This is a genomic window from Sorangium sp. So ce448 (assembly GCF_051520915.1).
Lineage (GTDB): Bacteria > Myxococcota_A > Polyangia > Polyangiales > Polyangiaceae > Sorangium > Sorangium cellulosum_B.
On sequence record NZ_CP150343.1, the window covers coordinates 12,560,124 to 12,578,741 of the forward strand.

15 protein-coding genes and 1 pseudogene are annotated in these 18,618 nt (G+C 67.2%); 8 read left to right on the plus strand and 8 right to left on the minus strand.

Going from position 1 to position 18,618, the window contains the following annotated elements; translation table 11 throughout:
• Positions 1-123: 123 nt before the first annotated feature.
• The 8 genes and pseudogenes from WMF45_RS47215 to WMF45_RS47250 form a co-directional block, all read right to left on the minus strand.
• Positions 124-666, minus strand: a pseudogene (locus WMF45_RS47215) (hypothetical protein); the annotation flags it as partial.
• A gap of 225 nt (positions 667-891) precedes the next feature.
• A complete protein-coding gene (locus WMF45_RS47220) occupies positions 892-1,365 on the minus strand; it encodes a hypothetical protein (protein WP_437713482.1) in 474 nt (157 codons plus the stop codon).
• 257 nt (positions 1,366-1,622) lie between these two features.
• On the minus strand, positions 1,623-2,048 hold the full coding sequence (locus WMF45_RS47225) for a hypothetical protein (protein WP_437713484.1): 426 nt from the start codon (positions 2,046-2,048) through the stop codon (positions 1,623-1,625).
• A 94-nt stretch (positions 2,049-2,142) separates the two neighbouring features.
• Complete coding sequence (locus WMF45_RS47230; RefSeq protein WP_437713486.1) at positions 2,143-2,304, minus strand: hypothetical protein; 162 nt, start codon at positions 2,302-2,304, stop codon at positions 2,143-2,145.
• Positions 2,305-2,307: 3 nt separating this feature from the next.
• Positions 2,308-2,649 (minus strand): hypothetical protein, encoded by a 342-nt coding sequence (locus tag WMF45_RS47235; RefSeq protein WP_437713488.1) that lies wholly within the window; start codon positions 2,647-2,649, stop codon positions 2,308-2,310.
• Between the two features lie 49 nt (positions 2,650-2,698).
• Positions 2,699-3,748 (minus strand): hypothetical protein, encoded by a 1,050-nt coding sequence (locus WMF45_RS47240; protein WP_437713490.1) that lies wholly within the window; start codon positions 3,746-3,748, stop codon positions 2,699-2,701.
• Positions 3,745-5,946, minus strand: coding sequence for a hypothetical protein (locus WMF45_RS47245; RefSeq protein ID WP_437713492.1), 2,202 nt, complete (start codon positions 5,944-5,946; stop codon positions 3,745-3,747). The genes WMF45_RS47240 and WMF45_RS47245 overlap by 4 nt, the downstream gene beginning before the upstream one ends.
• Positions 5,943-7,343, minus strand: a complete 1,401-nt coding sequence (locus tag WMF45_RS47250; protein ID WP_437713494.1) for a hypothetical protein — start codon at positions 7,341-7,343, stop codon at positions 5,943-5,945. Before WMF45_RS47250 ends, WMF45_RS47245 begins: the two co-directional genes overlap by 4 nt.
• 507 nt (positions 7,344-7,850) lie before the next feature.
• Here WMF45_RS47250 and WMF45_RS47255 point away from each other — a divergent pair.
• The 8 genes from WMF45_RS47255 to WMF45_RS47290 all read left to right on the plus strand — a co-directional run bounded on the left by WMF45_RS47255 (position 7,851) and on the right by WMF45_RS47290 (position 18,017).
• Positions 7,851-8,465: a hypothetical protein gene (locus tag WMF45_RS47255; RefSeq protein WP_437713495.1), complete on the plus strand. Its 615-nt coding sequence runs from the start codon at positions 7,851-7,853 to the stop codon at positions 8,463-8,465.
• A 615-nt stretch (positions 8,466-9,080) separates the two neighbouring features.
• Complete coding sequence (locus tag WMF45_RS47260) at positions 9,081-11,984, plus strand: type I restriction endonuclease subunit R (RefSeq protein ID WP_437713497.1); 2,904 nt, start codon at positions 9,081-9,083, stop codon at positions 11,982-11,984.
• Positions 11,981-13,594 (plus strand): restriction endonuclease subunit S, encoded by a 1,614-nt coding sequence (locus WMF45_RS47265; protein ID WP_437713499.1) that lies wholly within the window; start codon positions 11,981-11,983, stop codon positions 13,592-13,594. Before WMF45_RS47260 ends, WMF45_RS47265 begins: the two co-directional genes overlap by 4 nt.
• Positions 13,587-14,555, plus strand: a complete 969-nt coding sequence (locus WMF45_RS47270; RefSeq protein ID WP_437713501.1) for a hypothetical protein — start codon at positions 13,587-13,589, stop codon at positions 14,553-14,555. Before WMF45_RS47265 ends, WMF45_RS47270 begins: the two co-directional genes overlap by 8 nt.
• A gap of 127 nt (positions 14,556-14,682) precedes the next feature.
• Positions 14,683-15,567, plus strand: a complete 885-nt coding sequence (locus WMF45_RS47275) for a DUF3800 domain-containing protein (RefSeq protein ID WP_437713503.1) — start codon at positions 14,683-14,685, stop codon at positions 15,565-15,567.
• A 167-nt stretch (positions 15,568-15,734) separates the two neighbouring features.
• The gene (locus WMF45_RS47280; RefSeq protein ID WP_437713505.1) at positions 15,735-17,255 is read left to right on the plus strand and encodes an N-6 DNA methylase; all 1,521 of its coding nucleotides are present in this window, start codon (positions 15,735-15,737) and stop codon (positions 17,253-17,255) included.
• 125 nt (positions 17,256-17,380) lie between these two features.
• The gene (locus tag WMF45_RS47285) at positions 17,381-17,656 is read left to right on the plus strand and encodes a hypothetical protein (RefSeq protein ID WP_437713507.1); all 276 of its coding nucleotides are present in this window, start codon (positions 17,381-17,383) and stop codon (positions 17,654-17,656) included.
• A gap of 16 nt (positions 17,657-17,672) precedes the next feature.
• On the plus strand, positions 17,673-18,017 hold the full coding sequence (locus WMF45_RS47290; RefSeq protein WP_437713509.1) for a DUF4288 domain-containing protein: 345 nt from the start codon (positions 17,673-17,675) through the stop codon (positions 18,015-18,017).
• The last annotated feature ends 601 nt before the right edge of the window (positions 18,018-18,618 follow it).

Here is an 18,618-nt window from a genome sequence, read left to right on the forward strand (position 1 = left end):
GTTGGAGGGGGGGCCTGCGGGGGCTGGAGGGGTGGAGTCTGTGCGAGCGGAGACCGGTCATATCGCAGGCGCAGGTGCGACAGGTGCAAAGCTTGACGTGGAGAGAGCGGTGGAGACTCTGAGTCAGGGCATGAGGCCGAGTACGAAGAGGGCGTCGGACCAGAGCGGCCAGAGCGTGCGGTAGAAATGGGTCGCGATCATCACGCCGCCGCTCGGGAGGCGGCGAATGGTGAACGGGGCGTGGTCGACGAGGAAGTAGACGTGCTCGCCCGTCAATTCCACCCAGCCGAGGGAGCCGTCGCCGCTGTCGGTGAACCGCTCGCTGCGTGAATGGGCCTGCACCGTCAGGTTGTGGATCTCCTCGGCGCGCGGCTCCGCGGCGCGCCACGCCTCGTCGGGCACATCCGCGGCGGCCACGAGCGCCTCGATCAGGGCGGAGCCCGGCAGGGCCAGCGCCTTGAGGACGGTCTCGCGGGAGAGCGGGATCGAGCGCCCGCTTTTGTCCGTCGGAACCACGCGTGCCCCGGCCGGCGCGGCGTCGACGCGCGCGTGCAGCGCCTCGAGCGACAGGCCCGCGATCCGCGAGACGCTTTCGCCGTCGTGGAGGCTGACCCACGACAGGGCGAGATCGCGCGCGATCTCGCGGGCGTTCGCGTGGTACGCGACGAGCGCCGACAGCGCCGCCGCGAGCGCGTCGACCCGCGACGCCTCATCGCACCAGGCGTAGCAGCGAGGGCCCGGAGTGCTCGTGGCCGGATCACCTTGATGGGCCTATTGAAGCCTTTCAGGGTCGCCTTCTTGCCTTTCTGCGTGTCGAAGAGGTAACCGTCCTGCGCGATGTACCGGGTGCCACCGAACTTTCCGCCCCGCTCCCTGCATGGATCGCGGCGATCACTTCCAGAACTCCCACCATCGCCTGGCGGCTGCCGCCATACGATCCGCCTCCGCGAAGATGACGGAGGGGACGGGCTCGACCTCCGGACCCTCCTCGAAGACCAGCATTTCGTCGTCCAAACGGTACAGCTGAAACACGTTGTACGACTCCCCCGACACGAGCTCGACCACGACCTGAACCGCGTCGACATCCTCCAGTGCGCCGCGAGGCCGCACGCGCACGTCCCGGTAGACGGCGGCCGCTCGGAGGTGCTCTGCCACAGCCTTTTGCCTCAGCCGCGTGATGAGGAGGTTCGATCCTTCGGTGCCGCCCTGCGCCGCGACCCCGATGTCGTACTTCCCGTTGGGCTGGACTGCTATGAATCCGGGTAGGAACGAGCCCTGTTGCAGGAGCGTCCGCCTTGCCAGGTCGAGTGACCGCTCGACGAGCCGCTGGATCTCGAACCGCTTGGCGTGAGGATCTTTGCTCATGGATCGCGTCTCCTATCTCCGATGATGGGTCCACCTGCCTGCGGATCCGATGGCGCCGCGAGTGAGACGGGCAGGTCGTTACATCATCCTGGGATACCCAGCAAGAAGAGGACGCCGGCTCGGCGCGGCGAGAGCACACGGTGCGTCTGGATTAGATTCCCGACCGTGTCTCCGCATGAGCCCCCCGGAAAAACATCGGCACAGGGAGAAAGATCGACGTGGCGGAGCAATGAGACCTAGCGCTGGCCGGGGGAGCTTCAGGGCTCCTCGCGGAGCGCTTCCTGGCGGGCCTTGACCTGAGCGACCAGCGCGCCGACCCTCGCCAGGGTCGCCTTGTACGACTCGGCGTTCTTCTGTGTATCGCGCACGTACGACAGGACCTTGTCGGTGTCCGCGAACCAAGCCTTCAGCCCGGCGGGGCTCTTGACAAGCTCTTCGACGGTCACGCCGCTCGGCCACTTGGCCCACATCGCGATGGGCAGCTCGCCGCCGGCCGCGGCCCGGTTCCAGGCATCGGCCGGGCTCCGGTCCGAGCTGACGCAGTGCTCCTCGCCATCGACCGGTACCGCGCAAAAGCTGCCGAGCGAGTCCGCGTGGGCCGGGGGCACAAAGCGCTCTGGAGCGAACGCGCCGAGCAGCCCTGCGATGACAGCGATTGGGAGGATTTTGATGGGTTTTGTCATGCGGCAGGTATTCTTGCCGAGCGCGTGGTCCGAACGGAAGCAAAAAACGAGCGCGCAGGATTGAGATTCCAGGGCAAGGAGGCCCTGGCACCGCTCACGACATCATGCCGAGCACGGAGAGCGCATCCGTCCAGAGCGGCCAGAGCGTGCGGAAGGGGTGGGTGGCCAGCAGCAGGCCACCGTTCGGCAGGCGCTGCACGTGGTACGGCGAGTGGCGCTCGATGAACCGGACGTGTCTCCACGTGTCGACCTGCACCTCTTAGGACGGCTCGCCCTCCCTGTGCTCGTCGATGATCTCCTGGGCGATCTCTCGCGCGCGAGGCTCGACGGAGCGCCGTGCTTCGTCCGGCACCGCCGAGGCTTCGAGCGCTCCGATCAGCGTGGCCGGCGGCATGGAGAGCGCCGCGAGCACTTGCTCGCGCGTGAGATCCTCGTTGCCTGCGAGGCGGGCACGTGGGACGCGCCGAATGGCGTCCGCGCGGGTCGGGCGCTCGGCCCGCGATCGCGACGCATCGCGGTCGAGGCCCCAGCGCTCGCCGACGCGCTCGACGGCGCTCGCGACCCCGACGCGCGCCGCTCTGGGTGAGGACGCCTGGCTCACTCCCAGCGCTCCGACCACCGCTCTTCACGCGCCGCGATGCGGCGCCCTGTCATGACGTGATACCGAGTAAGAAGAGGGCGTCCGACCAGAGCGGCCAGAGCGTGCGGTAGGGGTGGGTCGCGAGCGTCACACCGCCGCTCGCCAGGCGCCGCACGTGGTAGGGGGCGTGTTGCTCGAGAAACCGGACGTGTTTGCGCGTGGTGAGGTCCACGTCGTGCGCGGGCGCGCCCTCTGCGATTATCTTCATGATCTCGCGGGCATAGGGCTCCACGGCGCACCATTCTTCGTCCGGGAGCGCGGACGCCTCAAGCGCGTCGAGAAGCATTTCCGGTGCAGTGTCAACCGCCCGTAGAACCGCTTCCCGCGATACCTCAGCGCCGCCTTTGACCGCGATGCGCGCCCCGTGCGGAGCAGCGTCGACGCGCGCACGCAGCGCGTCCATCGACAACCCCGCGGCGCGTTCCACCTTGTCGCCGTCGTGCAGGTGCACCCACGAGAGAGCGAGATCACGCACGACCTCTGTGGCCGTCGCGTGGTAGGTCGCGCCGATTTCGATCGGGGCGCCCCAGTGCCCGAGCTTCGTACATCCTCCGGTCGTGACGCGCCTGCTCGCGCCCGGCGCGCATAGGCGGAGCAGAAGATCCTCCACGTCCTCTTGGACAACGAGTGACGCCATCGCCGCCTCAACCTCGACCGATCTCGCGCTAGCGAGCAAGCCGACGGGCAGGCGAAGCGGGAGCAGTTCCTCCTTGTCGAACGGCGACATGGCGAGAGGACCTGAGGCGCCGCGGCGGAGCTGCCCGTCGCCGCAGCAGTGGCCGCTGAAGCCTAGCCCACGTCCGGAGCTCAGCGTCACGCCGAAGGACGCCCAAGCGTAGGCGTCCGTGCCGAACTGGGCATGCAGCGTCGCAGCGACTTCGTCAATAGGAATCTCATTACGCCATGTCGAGAATATCGACAGGCTGCTACAGAACCGCCACGGGTGAACGAGAGCCGAGAGCGCCGCTGCAAATGCGTCGATTCTATCCGACTCGTCACACCACGCGAAGAACGAAGGGGTTGATTCCCTCAAAGCCCGCTGACCGCTTGACTCGCTCATATCTCGATGACCCTGACAAAATGCTTGAAACCCTCTCCGGAAATCTGAACGGTCTGACCTGTGGCCTTGTCGAATAAATAACCATTCTTGATGATCTTGTTGTGATCGTCGAGCGCCACGCCCTTCTTGATGATCATCTCGACTCTTGTGACGTCGCCGGCGAGCCCCTTCTTTTTCAGCGCCTCCAGAGCGTTCGTCAACTGTTTGATCGCTTCCTGGACGTGCGTCCCACTTTTCGCCTCGCTCACTGCCAGTTTGTTCCCTCGGGTCACCGTCACAAAATCGGGCGCCTTCGCGATGTCGCTGTAGGCAGGAGCCGTCCTCGGTATATCCAGCACTGTGCGCACGCCGTCGTCGCCAACGCCGATCAAGGCCCGCCCATCGTCCAGTAGGAACTTGGCCGCTCGGCGCTCGAACGCGTCGATAAACTTGGTGGTGACCGCCCCGCGCAGCGTCTTGTACGATGTGCGCCGGGGCGCGCGCAGCGCTGTCGCGAGGTCCTCGCCCATCTGCGCGATCTCCTCGGCAACCCGAATCGCATCCGGTGTTAGCCCGCCGGCGCGACTGACCGCGCGCCACATCGGCCCGACCGCCCCGAGCCCGAACCCCACCCCCGAGAAGATCCGCTCCTCGGTGCTGAGCTCCTCCCCCGACGGCAAGCACCACGCCTTGCCCGTCACGGCCTCACACAGGTCGAGCGCCGGCCCGACCACCGGCACGAACCCCACCCCGATGCGCGTCGTCGCGTGCACCAGCGTCTGCATCACCTCCGCGTACGCCTCGAAGCCCTCGCCTACGGTCGACATCGCCCCCGCGAACGCGCTGATCGTCTGGTAGAGCTGCGTCTGCTCCAGATCGAGCGCATCGCCGGTCCACTGGTTCAGGCTGTCCTTCATCTGGTCCGCGAGCGCGTCGAACCGCGGCTTCAGCACCGTGTCCACCTGCACCCGCAGGTCCGCCGGCACGGGCGAGTCCTCGAACCAGTCCGACGCATCCATGAACTGCCGCACGAACCCGGTGATCCGGTTCTGCGCCTTCAGGAACGCGTTGGTCTCCGCGAGCGACACGCCCATCCGGTCGCGCAGCGCGATCTCCAGCGCCGCGCTGTTGGCCCGCCACGCCCGCACGTTCGCCACGAAGTCCGCCCGGAAGACCACCACCCGGCCGCTCACGTCCGCCTCCAGCGCCGCGAGCACCGCGTCCGCGTACGCCGCGTAGGGATCCCGCCCCTCCTCGAACGCGCCGTCCACCTCCGCGATGTCCGGCACCTCGACCCACGGCACCTCGCTCTCCCCGAGCGCATACGCTTGCGGATCGTCCGGGTCCCACCCTTCGGCGCGCGCGTCTTCCGTCGCCAGGTCCGCCACCTCGTCGGCCTGCGCGCCGAACTCGTCCATCAGCCGCGCGAGTTCGTCCTCGAGATCGCTTACGCTCTGCTTCAGGTCGTCGACGAGCTGCTCCATTGCCGCGCGCGTCTCCGGCGCGACCGCGTCCTCGTACCGGTCCAGGATCGCCTCGAGGTCGGTCCGCGAGATCTCGTCCAGCGGCCGGCTGACAAGGTCCTTGAGCTCGGTGTCGAGCTGCTGGAGCAGGTCCATCTTCTCGGCCAGCAGGCCCACCGCCCGTGCGTTCGCCACGAGCACCTCGCGCTCCTTGGCGATCTCGGCGAGCAGGATCTCGATGTCGCGCGCGAGCGCCGGGTTGATCTCCGCGAGGCTCAGGTCGACCGTCGTGTCGCCGGAGAACGCCGTTCCGCTTCGCCGCACATCGAAGAGCGGCTTGTTCAACCCGAGCGGCTCCGAGACGAGGTGCACCACCTCGTGCGACTCGGTGCACCAGTCCTCGCCGGCGGAGTTCTTGACATGGAAGCGGAAGTCGTTCGCTCCCATCTGGAGCAGCACCGAGTCGAACTCCGTCTCCGCCCTGTTCGTCTGCGTTCCGTCGGGGAGGGCCACCAGCGCGCCGGGGACCTCGTACGTGGTCAGCGGCGTGTCGTTCACGCTGAAGAAGTTGTGTCCGACGAGGAACGCCCCTTCGCACGAGGAGCTGAGCTCCGTGCGCTCCCAGTCCAGCCTGTACGGCGTACCGGCCCACGCGAACGAGGGCGCCACCAACACCACCGCAGTGATCAGCGCGACGAGCTTCTGCAGCGCCGCGGCGCTCCGACCGCGCCGCGCAACGTCCTTGGAGCCTCTCATGTCCCCTCCGCGCCGCGCACGGCGGCGTCATACGCGATCGCGGCGCCCTTCACGTCCCCCGCGTCGAGCCTCGCCTGAGCCGCGTCGAGCTCCGCCGCGGCCATGCCCTTCTCCCGCAGCGCCGCGAGACCCGCCGCGATCTTCTGCGGCACCCCGGTCCTGAGCTCGCCCTCCGCGGCATCGAACCTTCCTCGAAGCTCCGCGCACCCGGCCTCGCGCCAGGACGACCCCGCCGCCTCGCAGAGCGGTCGCAGCTGCGCCAGCGCCAGGAGCTCCCCGCACCGCTCGGCCAAGAGCGGCAGCCCGAGCTTCTCGCTCACCGGCGGCGCCGCCGACAGCGCCGCGACCTGCGCGCGCGCACGCTGCTCGAAGGCGTCCGACGCCTTGCGCGTCCGCGCCCCGGCGACGGCCTCGCGCGACCCCTCGTCCATCTGCAGCACGCGGAGCGCCTCCCGGCGCAGCGCGATGCCGCCGAGCAGCGCCGACGCGGTCGCGTCGCTCCGGGCGACGCGACCCTTCACGTAACCCAGCATCGCGTTCAGCGAGCGCAGCGCGCCCGACGTCATGTCCGGCAGCACGGCGCCGTGCGTGGCGAGCAGCTCCCTGTGCGGCGCCATCGCCTCATCGAAGGAGGCCGCGAAGACCTGGAGCGTCGCCGACCACCCCAGGATATCCGCGGTGAGCTCGCCGGGCGCGCGGCTCGCCTCGCGCGCCGCCGCGAGCACGGCCTGCTCCACGCCGTCGAGGCCGTCGATGTCCGACCGCGACGCCTGCGCCGAGAGCTCCGCGTATGCCGCCGTCTCCGCCGCCTCGGTCGCGCGGTACGCGGCGAAGCGCGCCGCGACGCCCGCGTATTTCGCTCGCAGCGGGGCGGCCTCGCCCCGGGCCTGGTCGAAGATCGCCTGCACGGCCGCCATGGCCTGCCTGTCGGCCGCGAGCGTGGCGGCGAGCGGCTCCCGCTCGGCGCTGGCCTTGTCGATCATTGCCGCCTTGAAGTTGCCGGCCGCGTCGACCGGCGCCTCCGCGAGCAGCACCCTCTGGCGGTCCCTCGCCTCGTCGAGTAGCCGTGCGAGCTTGCCCGCGAGCGTCGCCCGCAGCGACTCGGCGTTCCTCGCGTCGTCGCGCACGTACGCGATCGCCTCGTCGATGTGGCCGAACCAGACGTCGAGCGAGGTTTCGCTCGCGACGATCTCCTCCGGCGTCTTGTTGTTCGGCCATGTGGCCCACACCTCGATGGGCAGCGCGCCGTCCTTCTCGGCCTGGGCCCACGCGGCGCCCGGCCCCTGATTCTCGCCCACGCAGTGCTCCTCGCCGCCCACCGCCGCCGCGCAGAAGCTCCCGAACGTGTCGTCCCCGAACTTCCACAAGCACCCGGCCGCCGTCGCGCCGAACGCCATGGCGGCCACAGCGACCGCAAGGATCGCCCTCCGTCGCGCCGGTCTGCATATCTCGATCATGCTCATTGACTCCACCCCGCGATTTTTCTCGCTCGCGCACGCTCGTTCGTGCGTTCGCCCGCTGCAAGCGTCCCCACCAGAGCGGTAGGACATTGCTCGGCCCCCGATCGCGCTCCGAGCGCCATTACTTCCGTCCTTGACGCACGCATCGTCGCTCGGGCCTTTCCCGCAGACGCCGGCGCTCATGAGAGCCAGCGCTGCGCGCCGGGAGGCCAGGCTCCTCACCTGCGCGACACCACGGCAGCGCTCGATGAAAGATGAAGGGTAGCGATGAACGGCTGACGCTCGAATCTTGGTCTGCCGGGCCGAAGCAGCGAGCAGCAAAAAAAACGACGCGCGGAGGACGGCGAGAGCTCGACAGTCCTCTTCCAATCTCGGGAGCTCCCATCGTAACTTCGGTTTTCATTGCCGCCGTCCGGCTTTGCCGGCCGGCAGGGAGGAATCCGCATGGAGTATTCGAATGAAGTCCTCGAGGCCACGCCGGAGCGCGTCACCAAGTTCTTGACGGGGATGGGCGCTGTCGCCGCGATTCGCACGTTGATGGCCGAGGCGGGGATGACGGATGAGGATATCGTGGAGGGCCGCGCGCTCCTCCTCGACGTCCTCGCCGCTCCCCGGAAGAGCAGCGCAGCGCCCGATACCGCAGATGCCAGGGCGCAGCGCGCCGCGACCGCGGAGCTCGACCAGTGGGATGAGCCCAACTTCGCTCGTTATGGCGCCGCGCTCCGCCGGCGTTTCCCCGACGTGCACGCTGTTGTCTTCAAGGAACTCGCGCCCTCGACCGGCACCGCCGCCGTCCGGGGAGTGACCACCTTCCTCGCGCGCCTCGACGCCCTCGAGAGCGGCGCTGACCCGGATCGCGCCGGGACGAAGCAGAGCGACAAAAAGGCCGTCGCGTTCCTCGCGACCCGCGGACTCGACAAGGCCGAGCGCAAGCGCCTGCGGGGTCTCGTCGATGTGGCGCTCGGCCCGACCTCTCCGCTGCCCGAGACGACCGAGCTCCCGGAGACCGCGCGCCGGCGAGAGGCGCTCTCCAGGCTGCGCGCGTGGTTCGACGAGTGATCGACCACGGCGCGCGCGGTCGTCAAGAAGCGGGGCTACCTCATCCGCCTTGGCCTCGCGAACCGCAAGGCGCCCCAGCGGAAGCCCGCTGCCGCGCCATCCAAGCCGGGCGAGCCGCTCGACGAGACCGACGCGACCGATCTGGAGTAGTCCAGAACACCAACCAGGGCTCCCGGAGCGCGTCCGAGACCTTCCGGCGCGCTCCGGAAGCTTCCGTCGCGAAAACGAAGCCTTCCGGCGCGGTCCTGAGCACGACATTTCGCGGACTTGCAGCTCCCGTCCTGCTCCCGGCGCCCCTCGGGGCCCGCCGGAGAACGAAATTTCCCGGCAAATTCAGCATCGCGCCCCGCGCCGGAAGCTCCTGGCGCGCGCCCGAAGCCTTCGCGCCGGTGACGGAAGCCTTCGTGCCGGCGACGGAGCCCCTCGTGCGCGCCAGGTAAGCCCTCCAGCACGCCTCCGATGCCTTCATCGGCCCGATCCAGCCTCCGGCGGCGCCCCGCGCCCGCCTGCTCCGGCGTCGTTGTCCTACCCGGCGCTTCCGGATGGAATAGCCCCCGACCACGCCTCGGTATCGACGCGAACCCGCTGCCTTCGTTACGCTTCCTGATCCAGCCCATGACTCGTCCCGAAGATGCTGCCCGGAAGAACATCGACGACGCGCTGACGACTGCCGGCTGGGCCGTGCAGGACAGGCACGCGATGAACCTCGATGCGGCGCATGGCGTCGCTGTCCGGGAGTTCCCGTTGAAGCGCGGTCACGGCTTCGCCGACTACCTGCTCTATGTCGATGGGGAGGCGGTCGGCGTGATCGAGGCGAAGGAGGTCGGCACCACGCTCACCGGTGTGGAGGGGCAGACCGAGAAGTACTCCGCCGGGCTCCCGGACCTCCTCCCAGCGCCGGTGCGGCCGCTGCCGTTTCTTTACCAGTCCACCGGCGTCGAGACGGCCTTCACCAACCGGCTCGACCCCGACCCGCGCAGCCGCTCCGTGTTCCACTTCCACAAGCCCGAGACCCTGAGCCGCTGGATCACCTCGGAGCCTGTCTACCTGCCCCGCGTCGATGGGCTTCCCGATCCGCTCAGCCAGCGTCCCGCGTCCTTCCGTACGCGGCTGCTCACGTTCCCGGACGTGCCCGAAGCGGGCCTGCGGGTCGCGCAGGTGCGCGCGGTGCGCAACCTCGAGGTGTCCCTGCGCGACAACCGGCCGCGGGCGCTCCTCCAGATGGCCACCGGCGCGGGGAAGACCGTGGCGGCGATCACGTCGATCTACCGGCTGATCAAGTTCGGCGACGCGAGCCGGGTGCTGTTCCTCGTCGACCGCGACAACCTCGGTCGCCAGGCGCTCAAGGAGTTCCAGCAGTACGTGGCGCCGGACGACGGCCGCAAGTTCACCGAGCTGTACAACGTGCAGCGGCTGACCTCGAACAAGCTCGATCCGGTCGCGCGCGTCGTGATCACCACCATCCAGCGCTTGTACTGGATGCTGAAGGGCGAGGGGGACCTCCCGCCCGAAGCGGAGGAGCTCGGCCTGGCCAGCCTGAGCGAAATGCTGAGGGAGCCTGTGCCGGTCGCCTACAACCCGGCGCTGCCGATCGAGGCGTTCGACGCGATCTTCGTCGACGAGTGCCACCGCAGCATCTATTCGCTCTGGCGGCAGGTGCTCGAGTACTTCGACACCTTCCTTGTCGGCCTCACGGCGACGCCTGCGAAGCAGACCTTCGCCTTCTTCCGCCAGAACCTCGTCATGGATTATGACCACGAGCGGGCCGTGGCCGACGGGGTGAACGTCGACTACGACGTGTACAAGATCCGCACGCGCATCACGGAGAAGGGCGCCACGGTGGAGGCCGGTCCGGAAGAGATCGTCGGCAGGCGCGACCGCGAGACACGCAGGGTCCGCTGGGAGCTGCTCGACGACGACCTCACGTACGACGCGGCCGCGCTCGATCGCCAGGTGGTCGCGGTCGACCAGATCCGCACGGTGGTCCGCGCGTTCCGCGACCGGCTCTTCACCGAGATCTTCCCGGGCCGGAGCGTCGTGCCGAAGACGCTCATCTTCGCCAAGGACGACAGCCACGCCGACGACATCGTGCAGATCGTCCGGGAGGAGTTCGGCAAGGGCAACGAGTTCTGCGAGAAGATCACCTACAAGACGGGCACCGCGCGGATCGTCGAGAAGCGGCTCGGGCCTGATGGCAAGGAGATCGAGGAGATCACGTACAAATCGAACGGGCTGAAGGCGGAGAACTTGCTCTCGTCCTTCCGCAACAGGCATGACCCGCGCGTCGTCGTCACGGTCGATATGATCGCCACGGGCACGGACGTGAAGCCGCTCGAGATCGTGATGTTCATGCGTGCGGTGAAGAGCCGGAACTTCTTCGAGCAGATGAAGGGGCGCGGCGTGCGCGTCATCAACCCCACGGATCTCCAGGCGGTCACGCCGGACGCGCTCGCGAAAGACCGCTTCGTGCTGGTCGACTGCGTCGGCGTCTGCGAGACGGATCTCATCGACGCGCTCCCGCTCGAGAAGAATCGCACGGTGGGCTTCGAGAAGCTGCTCGAGGCCGTGGCGCAGGGGAGCACGAAGGTCGACGTCCTCTCGTCGCTCGCGGGGAGGCTGGCGCGCCTCGACCGGCGGATCGGCGCGGAGGAGCGGGCCATGCTGGCGAAGCTGGCCGGGGGCCAGAGCCTGGCGGAGCTCAGCGCGAAGCTCGTCGAGGCGATCGATCCCGACGCACAGGCCGAGCGTGCTCGCGTGGTCGCGGGGCTGCCCGCGGGGGCGGCGCCGCCTGCGAGCGTCCTGGAGAAGGTGCGCAAGGAGATGCTGCGCGACGCGGTGCAGCCGCTCCGGGCGAGCCCGGAGCTGCGCAAGGCGCTCACCGACGTCAAGAAGAGTCTGGAGCAGACGATCGACGCGGTCACGAAGGACGAGGTGACCGCGGCGGGCTTCTCGGACGAGGCGAAGGAGCGAGCGAAGGCGCTGACGAGCACGTTCGAGGCGTTCTGCCAGAAGCACCGGGACCAGATCACGGCGCTGCAGATCCTGTATAGCCGGCCGCACAGGCAGCGGCTCAAGCCGGAGGACGTGAAGGCGCTCGCCGATGCCATCAAGGCGCCGCCGCGGCAGTGGACGCCGGAGGTGCTGTGGCGGGCGTACGAGACGCTGGAGCGGGACAAGGTCCGCGGGGCGGGGGCGGGAAGATTGCTGACGGATGTCGTGTCGCTCGTGCGGTTCGCGCTGCACCAGGAGGAAGAGCTCGTGCCCTTCCGCGAGCGGGTTCAGGAGCGGTTCGAGCGGTGGATGACCCAGCAGGCGAACCAGGGGCGGAGGTTCTCGGCGGAGCAGCGGGCGTGGCTGGAGGCGATACGGGATCACATGGCGGCGAACCTGGAGATCTCGGTCGATGATTTTGAGTATGCGCCGTTCGCCGGGATGGGCGGGGTGGGGAAGGCGGCGAGGGTGTTCGGGGCGGAGCTGGAGAAGGTGATGGAAGAGCTGAACGAGGTGCTGGCGGCGTGAGTGAAGATAGAGCGCTTCCGTCTGGATGGGTATTGGCTCCACTTGGAGTCATCACGCAGATTCAAGGTGGTATCCAGAAACAGCCATCCCGCGTTCCCAAGAACCATGCGTTTCCATTTCTTCGAGTTGCAAATGTGCTGCGTGGTCGCCTCGATCTGTCAGATATCCATCGAATAGAGGTGTTTCCTGGCGAGTTGGAGCGGTTCCGGCTTGCTGTTGGGGATCTGCTGGTGGTTGAGGGGAACGGGAGCAAATCAGAGATCGGTCGCACTGCGATCTGGGCCGGCGCGATCGAGTGCTGTGTTCATCAGAATCATATCATACGCGTTCGTCCACCGGCCGGGCTCAGGTCACGGTTTCTCGCTTCTTACCTGAATTCGCCAGATGGTATTTCTCAGCTAATCGACAGGGCGAGTTCCACGAGTGGACTTCACACACTGAGTGTCTCGAAGCTAGCGTCGATCGCTGTTCCCGTTGCCCCCATTGCCGAGCAAGGCCGTATCGTCGCTGCCATCGAGCAGCATCTGTCGGGCATCGACGCCGGGGTGGCCTCCCTTGAACGCGTGCTCGCAAACCTGAAGCGCTACCGCGCCGCCGTCCTCAAGGCTGCATGTGAGGGACGGCTCGTGCCCACCGAGGCCGAGCTCGCGACAAAGGAGGGACGTGAGTACGAACCTGGCGACGTGCTGCTCCGGCGCATCCTCGACGAGCGCCGTGCCCGGTGGGAGGCGGACCAACTCGCGAAGATGAAGGCCAAGGGGCAGGTGCCCCGCGACGATAAGTGGAAGGCGAAGTACGAAGAACCGAAGGGCCCGGAGACGAACATCCTGCCGGAGATACCAAATGGATGGGTGTGGTGCACGGTGGATTCACTCTTGGCCGGAATCGAGGCAGGCTCAAGCTTCAAGTGCGATGAAAGGCCGCCACAAAGTGGAGACATCGGAGTCGCCAAGGTTAGCGCTGTCACTTGGGGCACGTACGATGAGTGCGAGACAAAAACGTGTACAGACCCGGATCGGGTCGATCCGGGTCTGTTCGTTGCTCCAGGAGATTTTCTTTTTAGTCGCGCAAATACGATAGAGCTCGTGGGCGCTTGCGTGATCGCTGAACGGGTGACGAAGAAAATAATGTTGAGCGACAAGATTCTGCGCCTTCGGATCGTGGACGCGGAACCGCGCTGGTTGCTTTATTCGTTGCGGTCACAACACGGGAGGCGCGAGATCGAGCGCCTTGCCACGGGCAACCAGGAGTCGATGCGCAACATAGGACAAGACCGAATCCGACAAATACGAATACCGTTGCCGCCCCATCAGGAGCAGCAACGCATCATCGCTGAGATCGAACGCCTCCTCTCCGTCGCTGACGAGACCGAGCAAACCGTCCGCGCCCAGCTCGCCCGCGCCCAGCGCCTCCGCCAATCCGTCCTCAAGCGCGCCTTCGAAGGCAAGCTCGTCCCGCAGGACCCGAACGACGAGCCGGCGAGCACCTTGCTCGACCGGATCCGCGCTGTACGCGCGGCGGCGCCCGCAACTAACGGCTTTGGCAGGACCTCCCGCAGGGGCCGCGCTAAGGTGGTCCAGGCCGACGAGGGAGGGCTCGACGATGGGTGAACGATCCAGGACCACGAAGCGCGCCGCGTCCGGCAGGCAGCTCGACGGCGCCCGGCACGTGATCCGTTTCACGGGCGAGGAGGTCGCGACGCAGCGTGGCCCTTTCCTGCGCGACTTGCTCGACATCCTCGTCGACGGCGCCCAGCAGGCGACGCGCCTGCGGATCGACGGCCGCAGCACCGCGCCGGGCACGCCTCCGGCCTGGCTGGAGGACGCGGCGGCGTTCGACGTCGAGCAGATCCAGGAGCGAGAGATCATCCTGCGCGCTCCCTCGCTCGCGGACGCGCTGTCGCATCGTTCCCGGCAGCTCGATCTCTTCGCGGCCGCCGATCCGAGCCGCTCCTGCCTCGACTACCTCGAGGACAGCCTCGACGACGCCCTGGCCGGGCGCGAGGACAGCGATCGTTATGATCGGTCTCTCATGGCCACCCTCGAAGGGCTCGGCCGCCTGTTCCGCCACGGCGTGGACAGCATGGAGCTGGTCAACGGCCGGACGCTTCGTATCGACCCGGGAGGCGTCGAGGCGATCCGCGCGCTGCGCCAGCGAACGCCGGAGGACCGACGCGTCGTGATCGGGGGCAAGCTCGACGCGATCCGTCACGGCGATCGCTCCTTCACGCTCGTCCTCACCTCGGGTGAGACCCTGCGAGGCCTCGCCGCCGAGTCGATGGATCCGGCGGACCTCGCGAGGCTCTTCGGCCAGCTGGCGATCGTCTCGGGCATCGCCAAGTTCCGGCCCTCTGGCAAGGTGCTGCGCGTCGAGGCCGAGCGCATCGACCCGGCGACGGGCGACGTGGCGGCCTGGTCGACGATGCCGCGGCCTCTCGACCTGCCGGTGCACCTGCACAGGTTCCATGTGCCGCAGGGGCCCGGCTCCGGCGTCGCAGCCATCCTCGGCGCGATTCCGATGGATGACACCGAGGAGGAATTCCAGGCGGCGCTGGAGGAATTCTTCTCATGACAGTGCCGGAGGGGCCGGTTGTCCTCGACACGGATGTGGTGCCGCAGCTGGCCGCTAACGCCTCGGTCTCGGCTCGCACACCACGTCGAAGGTCACAGCGTAGTGCGGCGGAGCCTGCTGAGGAGCAATGAGCTACATCCTCTTTCTCGACGAGAGCGGCCATGATCACAAGACCATGCCGTACGAGGTGCGCGGCGGCGTGATTCTGCACGCGAGCAAGCTCTGGCCGTTCGTGCAGGGAATGCGCCGGCTGGAGATGACCTCCTTCGGCGCGACGCTCGCCTCGGTCGGCTCGGAGCTGAAGGGGCATCGGCTGCTCGACAAGAACCGCTTCAAGTGGGCCCGGCAGGGGCCGACGATGGACGATGCGGCCAGGCAAAAGCACGCGCGCGCGTTCCTTCAGAAGGGGCCGCAAAAACACCAGCCGACAAGGGACGAGTTCACGGCCTACGGGCAGGCGTGCCTGGCCATGGTGCACGGCACCTTCCAGCTCCTCCGTGATCAGGACGCCAGCATCATCGCCATCGCGATCCCGCGCAACTCGCCGAAGCCGCCAGCCGACCTTTCCGAGATCCTGCGCAAGGATCAGGTGTTTTTACTGGAACGCTACTTCTACTTCCTTCAGGCGCAGAAGGAGACCGGCTTGATCGTGCTCGACCAGACCGAGAAGTCAGATGACCGGCGGCTCGTTCGACGGATCGAGCGGTATTTCGAGGAGACCGTGACTGGCAGGCACCGAGCGGCGTACGTGGTGCCATCACCCTTCTTCGTCTCCTCGGACATGGCATACCCGGTACAAGCGGCCGATATCTGTATCTACTGTATCAACTGGGGATACCGCATGCCTCATCGTGGCATGGATGCTCCCACCCGGGAGGAGATCGCAACGGAGTTCGGCGATTGGATCGACGACCTCGAATTCTGCGGAACGGGGAGATGGCACGGCAAGACGTTCAACGTCGACGGCATCACCTACGTCTCGGACCTCTATGAATCCCGCCGCAAGACGTAAGAACGTGCCTGCGAGGATCACAAAATGAAAAAAGAGGCAATGCGTCGGAGCTGCCGAAGCACCTCCTTGGCCGAGCCTCCGAGGGTCATCATGGAACACCTCCCCCTCCCGCGTCAAGTGAACAAGCGGACCCGTCTGGAGCAGCGCCCCGCCCGCCGAGTCACCCAATGAGCAACCCCTCCGCCCAGATCGTCCAGAAGCTCTGGTCCTACTGCAACGTCCTGCGCGACGACGGCCTCTCCTACGGCGACTACGTCGAGCAGCTCACGTTCCTCCTGTTCCTGAAGATGGCGCACGAGCGCACGCAGCCGCCGTGGAACCACAAGCCGTTCATCCCGGCAGGTCACGACTGGCCCGCGCTGCTCGCCAGGGACGGCGACGCGCTCGAGGTCCAGTACCGCAAGACGCTGGACCACCTCGGCCGGCAGCCGGGCATGCTCGGGCTCATCTTCCGCAAGGCGCAGAACAAGATCCAGGACCCGGCGAAGCTGCGCCGCCTCGTCGCGGACCTCATCGACCGCGAGCAATGGACGACGCTCGACGCCGATGTGAAGGGCGACGCCTACGAGGGGCTGCTCGAGAAGAACGCGCAGGACACGAAGGGCGGCGCGGGGCAGTATTTCACGCCGCGCCCGCTGATCCAGGCCATCGTCGAGGTCATGCGCCCGGGGCCCGACGACACGATCTGCGACCCGGCCTGCGGCACGGGCGGCTTCCTGCTCGCGGCGCACGACCACATCGTCCGGACGCACACGAGCCTCACCCGCGAGCAGAAGAAGCACCTGAAGCTCGGCGCGCTCCGCGGCGTCGAGCTGGTCCCCGGCGTGACCAGGCTCTGCGCGATGAACCTGCTCCTCCACGGCATCGGGCCGAGCGCCGACGAAGGGCAGCCGCCCATCGAGACCCGGGACAGCCTTACCGCCGATCCGGGCTCCCGCTACTCGATGGTCCTGACCAATCCGCCGTTCGGGAAGAAGTCGAGCGTGATGGTCCTCACGGAGGAGGGCGACGAGGCCCGCGAGGCGCTCACGGTCATGCGCGAGGACTTCTGGGCGACGACGAGCAACAAGCAGCTCAATTTCGTCCAGCACGTGAAGACCATCCTCGCGATCCATGGGCGCGCGGCCGTCGTCGTGCCCGACAACGTGCTCTTCGAGGGCGGGGCAGGGGAGACGATCCGCCGCAAGCTGCTCCACGACTGCGACGTTCACACGCTGCTCCGGCTCCCCACGGGCATCTTCTATGCGCAGGGCGTGAAGGCGAACGTGCTCTTCTTCGACAAGAAGCCCGCCAGCGAGAAGCCGTGGACGAAGAAGCTCTGGGTCTACGACCTCCGCACGAACCAGCACTTCACGCTCAAGACCAACCCGCTCGCGCGCGCCGATCTCGACGACTTCGTCGCTTGCTACAAGCCCGGTGAGCTGCACAAGCGGCGGGCGACGTTCTCCGAGAAGCATCCAACCGGGCAGTGGCGAGCCTACGACTATGCGGAGCTCATCGCCCGGGACAAGTGCAGCCTCGATGTCTTCTGGCTGAAGGACGAGAGCCTGGAAGCCTCCGAGAACCTGCCGGCGCCGGACGTGATCGCCGGAGAGATCGTGGAGGACCTGCGGGCCGCCCTCGAGCAGTTCGAGACGGTGGAGGCCGATCTGAGGGCGCGAGCGTCGGCCGGGAGCACCTCGCCGTGAGGACCTCCCTTCGTGACCCCGCCCGGTCCGTCCCGGGGCATCCCCTCTGTGTGACCGCTCGCGACCGCTGAGCTATCCCGCCGCCGTCGCCGTCCTGCACCGTCAACGAGGAGCCGCGGAGAGCCATGAAGGTCCAGCACCTGCACATGAAGCAGTTCCTGCGGACCGGCCGCGGGGGCGAGGTGGACGCCGGCGAGCGCGCGATCGCGGCACCTCGCGGGCTTCTACGCCGCCACGCCTGGTCGGTCGGCTTCAACGGGGCCGCCGCCTGCGCGGCGGAAGGTTGCCGACGTGAGGAAAGGGAAGCGTCCGGACAGGTAGGCCCCTACCGCCGCGCCCCGCGACAGGGCAGGCTGATCTCGGCATCACGCGGCGTCACACTCCCGGTCAAAGCCGCATAGACAAGCGAGTTCATCCATGGAATCCAGCCCGAACAACGATCTCTATGTTGCCGTTATACTCTACGAGACTTGGTCGCCGGACCCATCGTACACACCCATGTACGAAGAGTGCTTCGCGCTGGTGCGCGCCGAAAGTGAGGAGCAGGCACGCGCGCGCGCCGAGCAACACAGCCGTGCGCACGAAACGTGCTTCAACAATCTTCTAGGGCAGGAGATTCACTGGAAGCTGAAGCACGTCGTGGATGTAAGCCGTGTTCTTTCGGACACTCTTGATGACGGCGCGGACATCTACGCGCGGCACTTCAAGAGCTATGAGGCTTACCACGCGTTCGAGCCGTTGCTCGGCGGCAGTGTCGACTGACAGATGAATTGGAAGGGGGTGGAGCGTGCGCAGGGCTGTCGTCGTCGGGATTGTGCTCTCAAGCCTATTTGGGGTTCTTGCGCCGATTCCGCGCTTGTTTGGTTCCTCGCCCGCGCTGGCTCAGACCTGCGACACGAACGAAAACCTCGACGATATTGCGATGTTGTTCATCGGCAGGTGTTGCAAGGGATCCATTCTTCGTGAGTTCCCAGGCCAGCTGCTGTGGACAACGATCCGAGAGATCCGACGTGGAACAACAGCGGACCACAAGAAGGCTTGGAAGCTGCTGAACGACCGTCGTTTCAGGAGGTAGCTCGAGGGCGAAGGCTAGCACTACTGCGGGAAGTTGCCCCGGATCGGCAGAAAAACCGCCAAGGCGCCGAGGCCGCCAAGGAGAGAGAGGACGTGCCGTCCCGGCGTTTCCCCCTTCCATTTCCCAGGTTTCTTGGCGCCCTCGGCGCCTTGGCGGTTCACTTCCCCGTCCAACTTCCCGCAGTAGTGCTAGCGCACCGAAGCATCGGCGATCACCGGTGCGACCAGGACGATCGCAGCCATGGCGGCAAGCGCCCACGACAGGGAGATAGTGTGGTGACCTTATTCA

Excerpts from the sequence above, each read along its gene's own strand:
- WMF45_RS47220 (WP_437713482.1), bottom strand. The coding sequence starts at position 1,365 with ATGAGCAAAGATCCTCACGCCAAGCGGTTCGAGATCCAGCGGCTCGTC.
- WMF45_RS47280 (WP_437713505.1), top strand. The coding sequence starts at position 15,735 with ATGAGCAACCCCTCCGCCCAGATCGTCCAGAAGCTCTGGTCCTACTGC.
- WMF45_RS47270 (WP_437713501.1), top strand. The coding sequence starts at position 13,587 with ATGGGTGAACGATCCAGGACCACGAAGCGCGCCGCGTCCGGCAGGCAG.
- WMF45_RS47275 (WP_437713503.1), top strand. The coding sequence starts at position 14,683 with ATGAGCTACATCCTCTTTCTCGACGAGAGCGGCCATGATCACAAGACC.
- WMF45_RS47225 (WP_437713484.1), bottom strand. The coding sequence starts at position 2,048 with ATGACAAAACCCATCAAAATCCTCCCAATCGCTGTCATCGCAGGGCTG.
- WMF45_RS47250 (WP_437713494.1), bottom strand. The coding sequence starts at position 7,343 with ATGGCGTTCGGCGCGACGGCGGCCGGGTGCTTGTGGAAGTTCGGGGAC.
- WMF45_RS47240 (WP_437713490.1), bottom strand. The coding sequence starts at position 3,748 with ATGAGCGAGTCAAGCGGTCAGCGGGCTTTGAGGGAATCAACCCCTTCG.
- WMF45_RS47255 (WP_437713495.1), top strand. The coding sequence starts at position 7,851 with ATGGAGTATTCGAATGAAGTCCTCGAGGCCACGCCGGAGCGCGTCACC.
- WMF45_RS47260 (WP_437713497.1), top strand. The coding sequence starts at position 9,081 with ATGACTCGTCCCGAAGATGCTGCCCGGAAGAACATCGACGACGCGCTG.
- WMF45_RS47290 (WP_437713509.1), top strand. The coding sequence starts at position 17,673 with ATGGAATCCAGCCCGAACAACGATCTCTATGTTGCCGTTATACTCTAC.
- WMF45_RS47245 (WP_437713492.1), bottom strand. The coding sequence starts at position 5,946 with ATGAGAGGCTCCAAGGACGTTGCGCGGCGCGGTCGGAGCGCCGCGGCG.
- WMF45_RS47285 (WP_437713507.1), top strand. The coding sequence starts at position 17,381 with ATGAAGGTCCAGCACCTGCACATGAAGCAGTTCCTGCGGACCGGCCGC.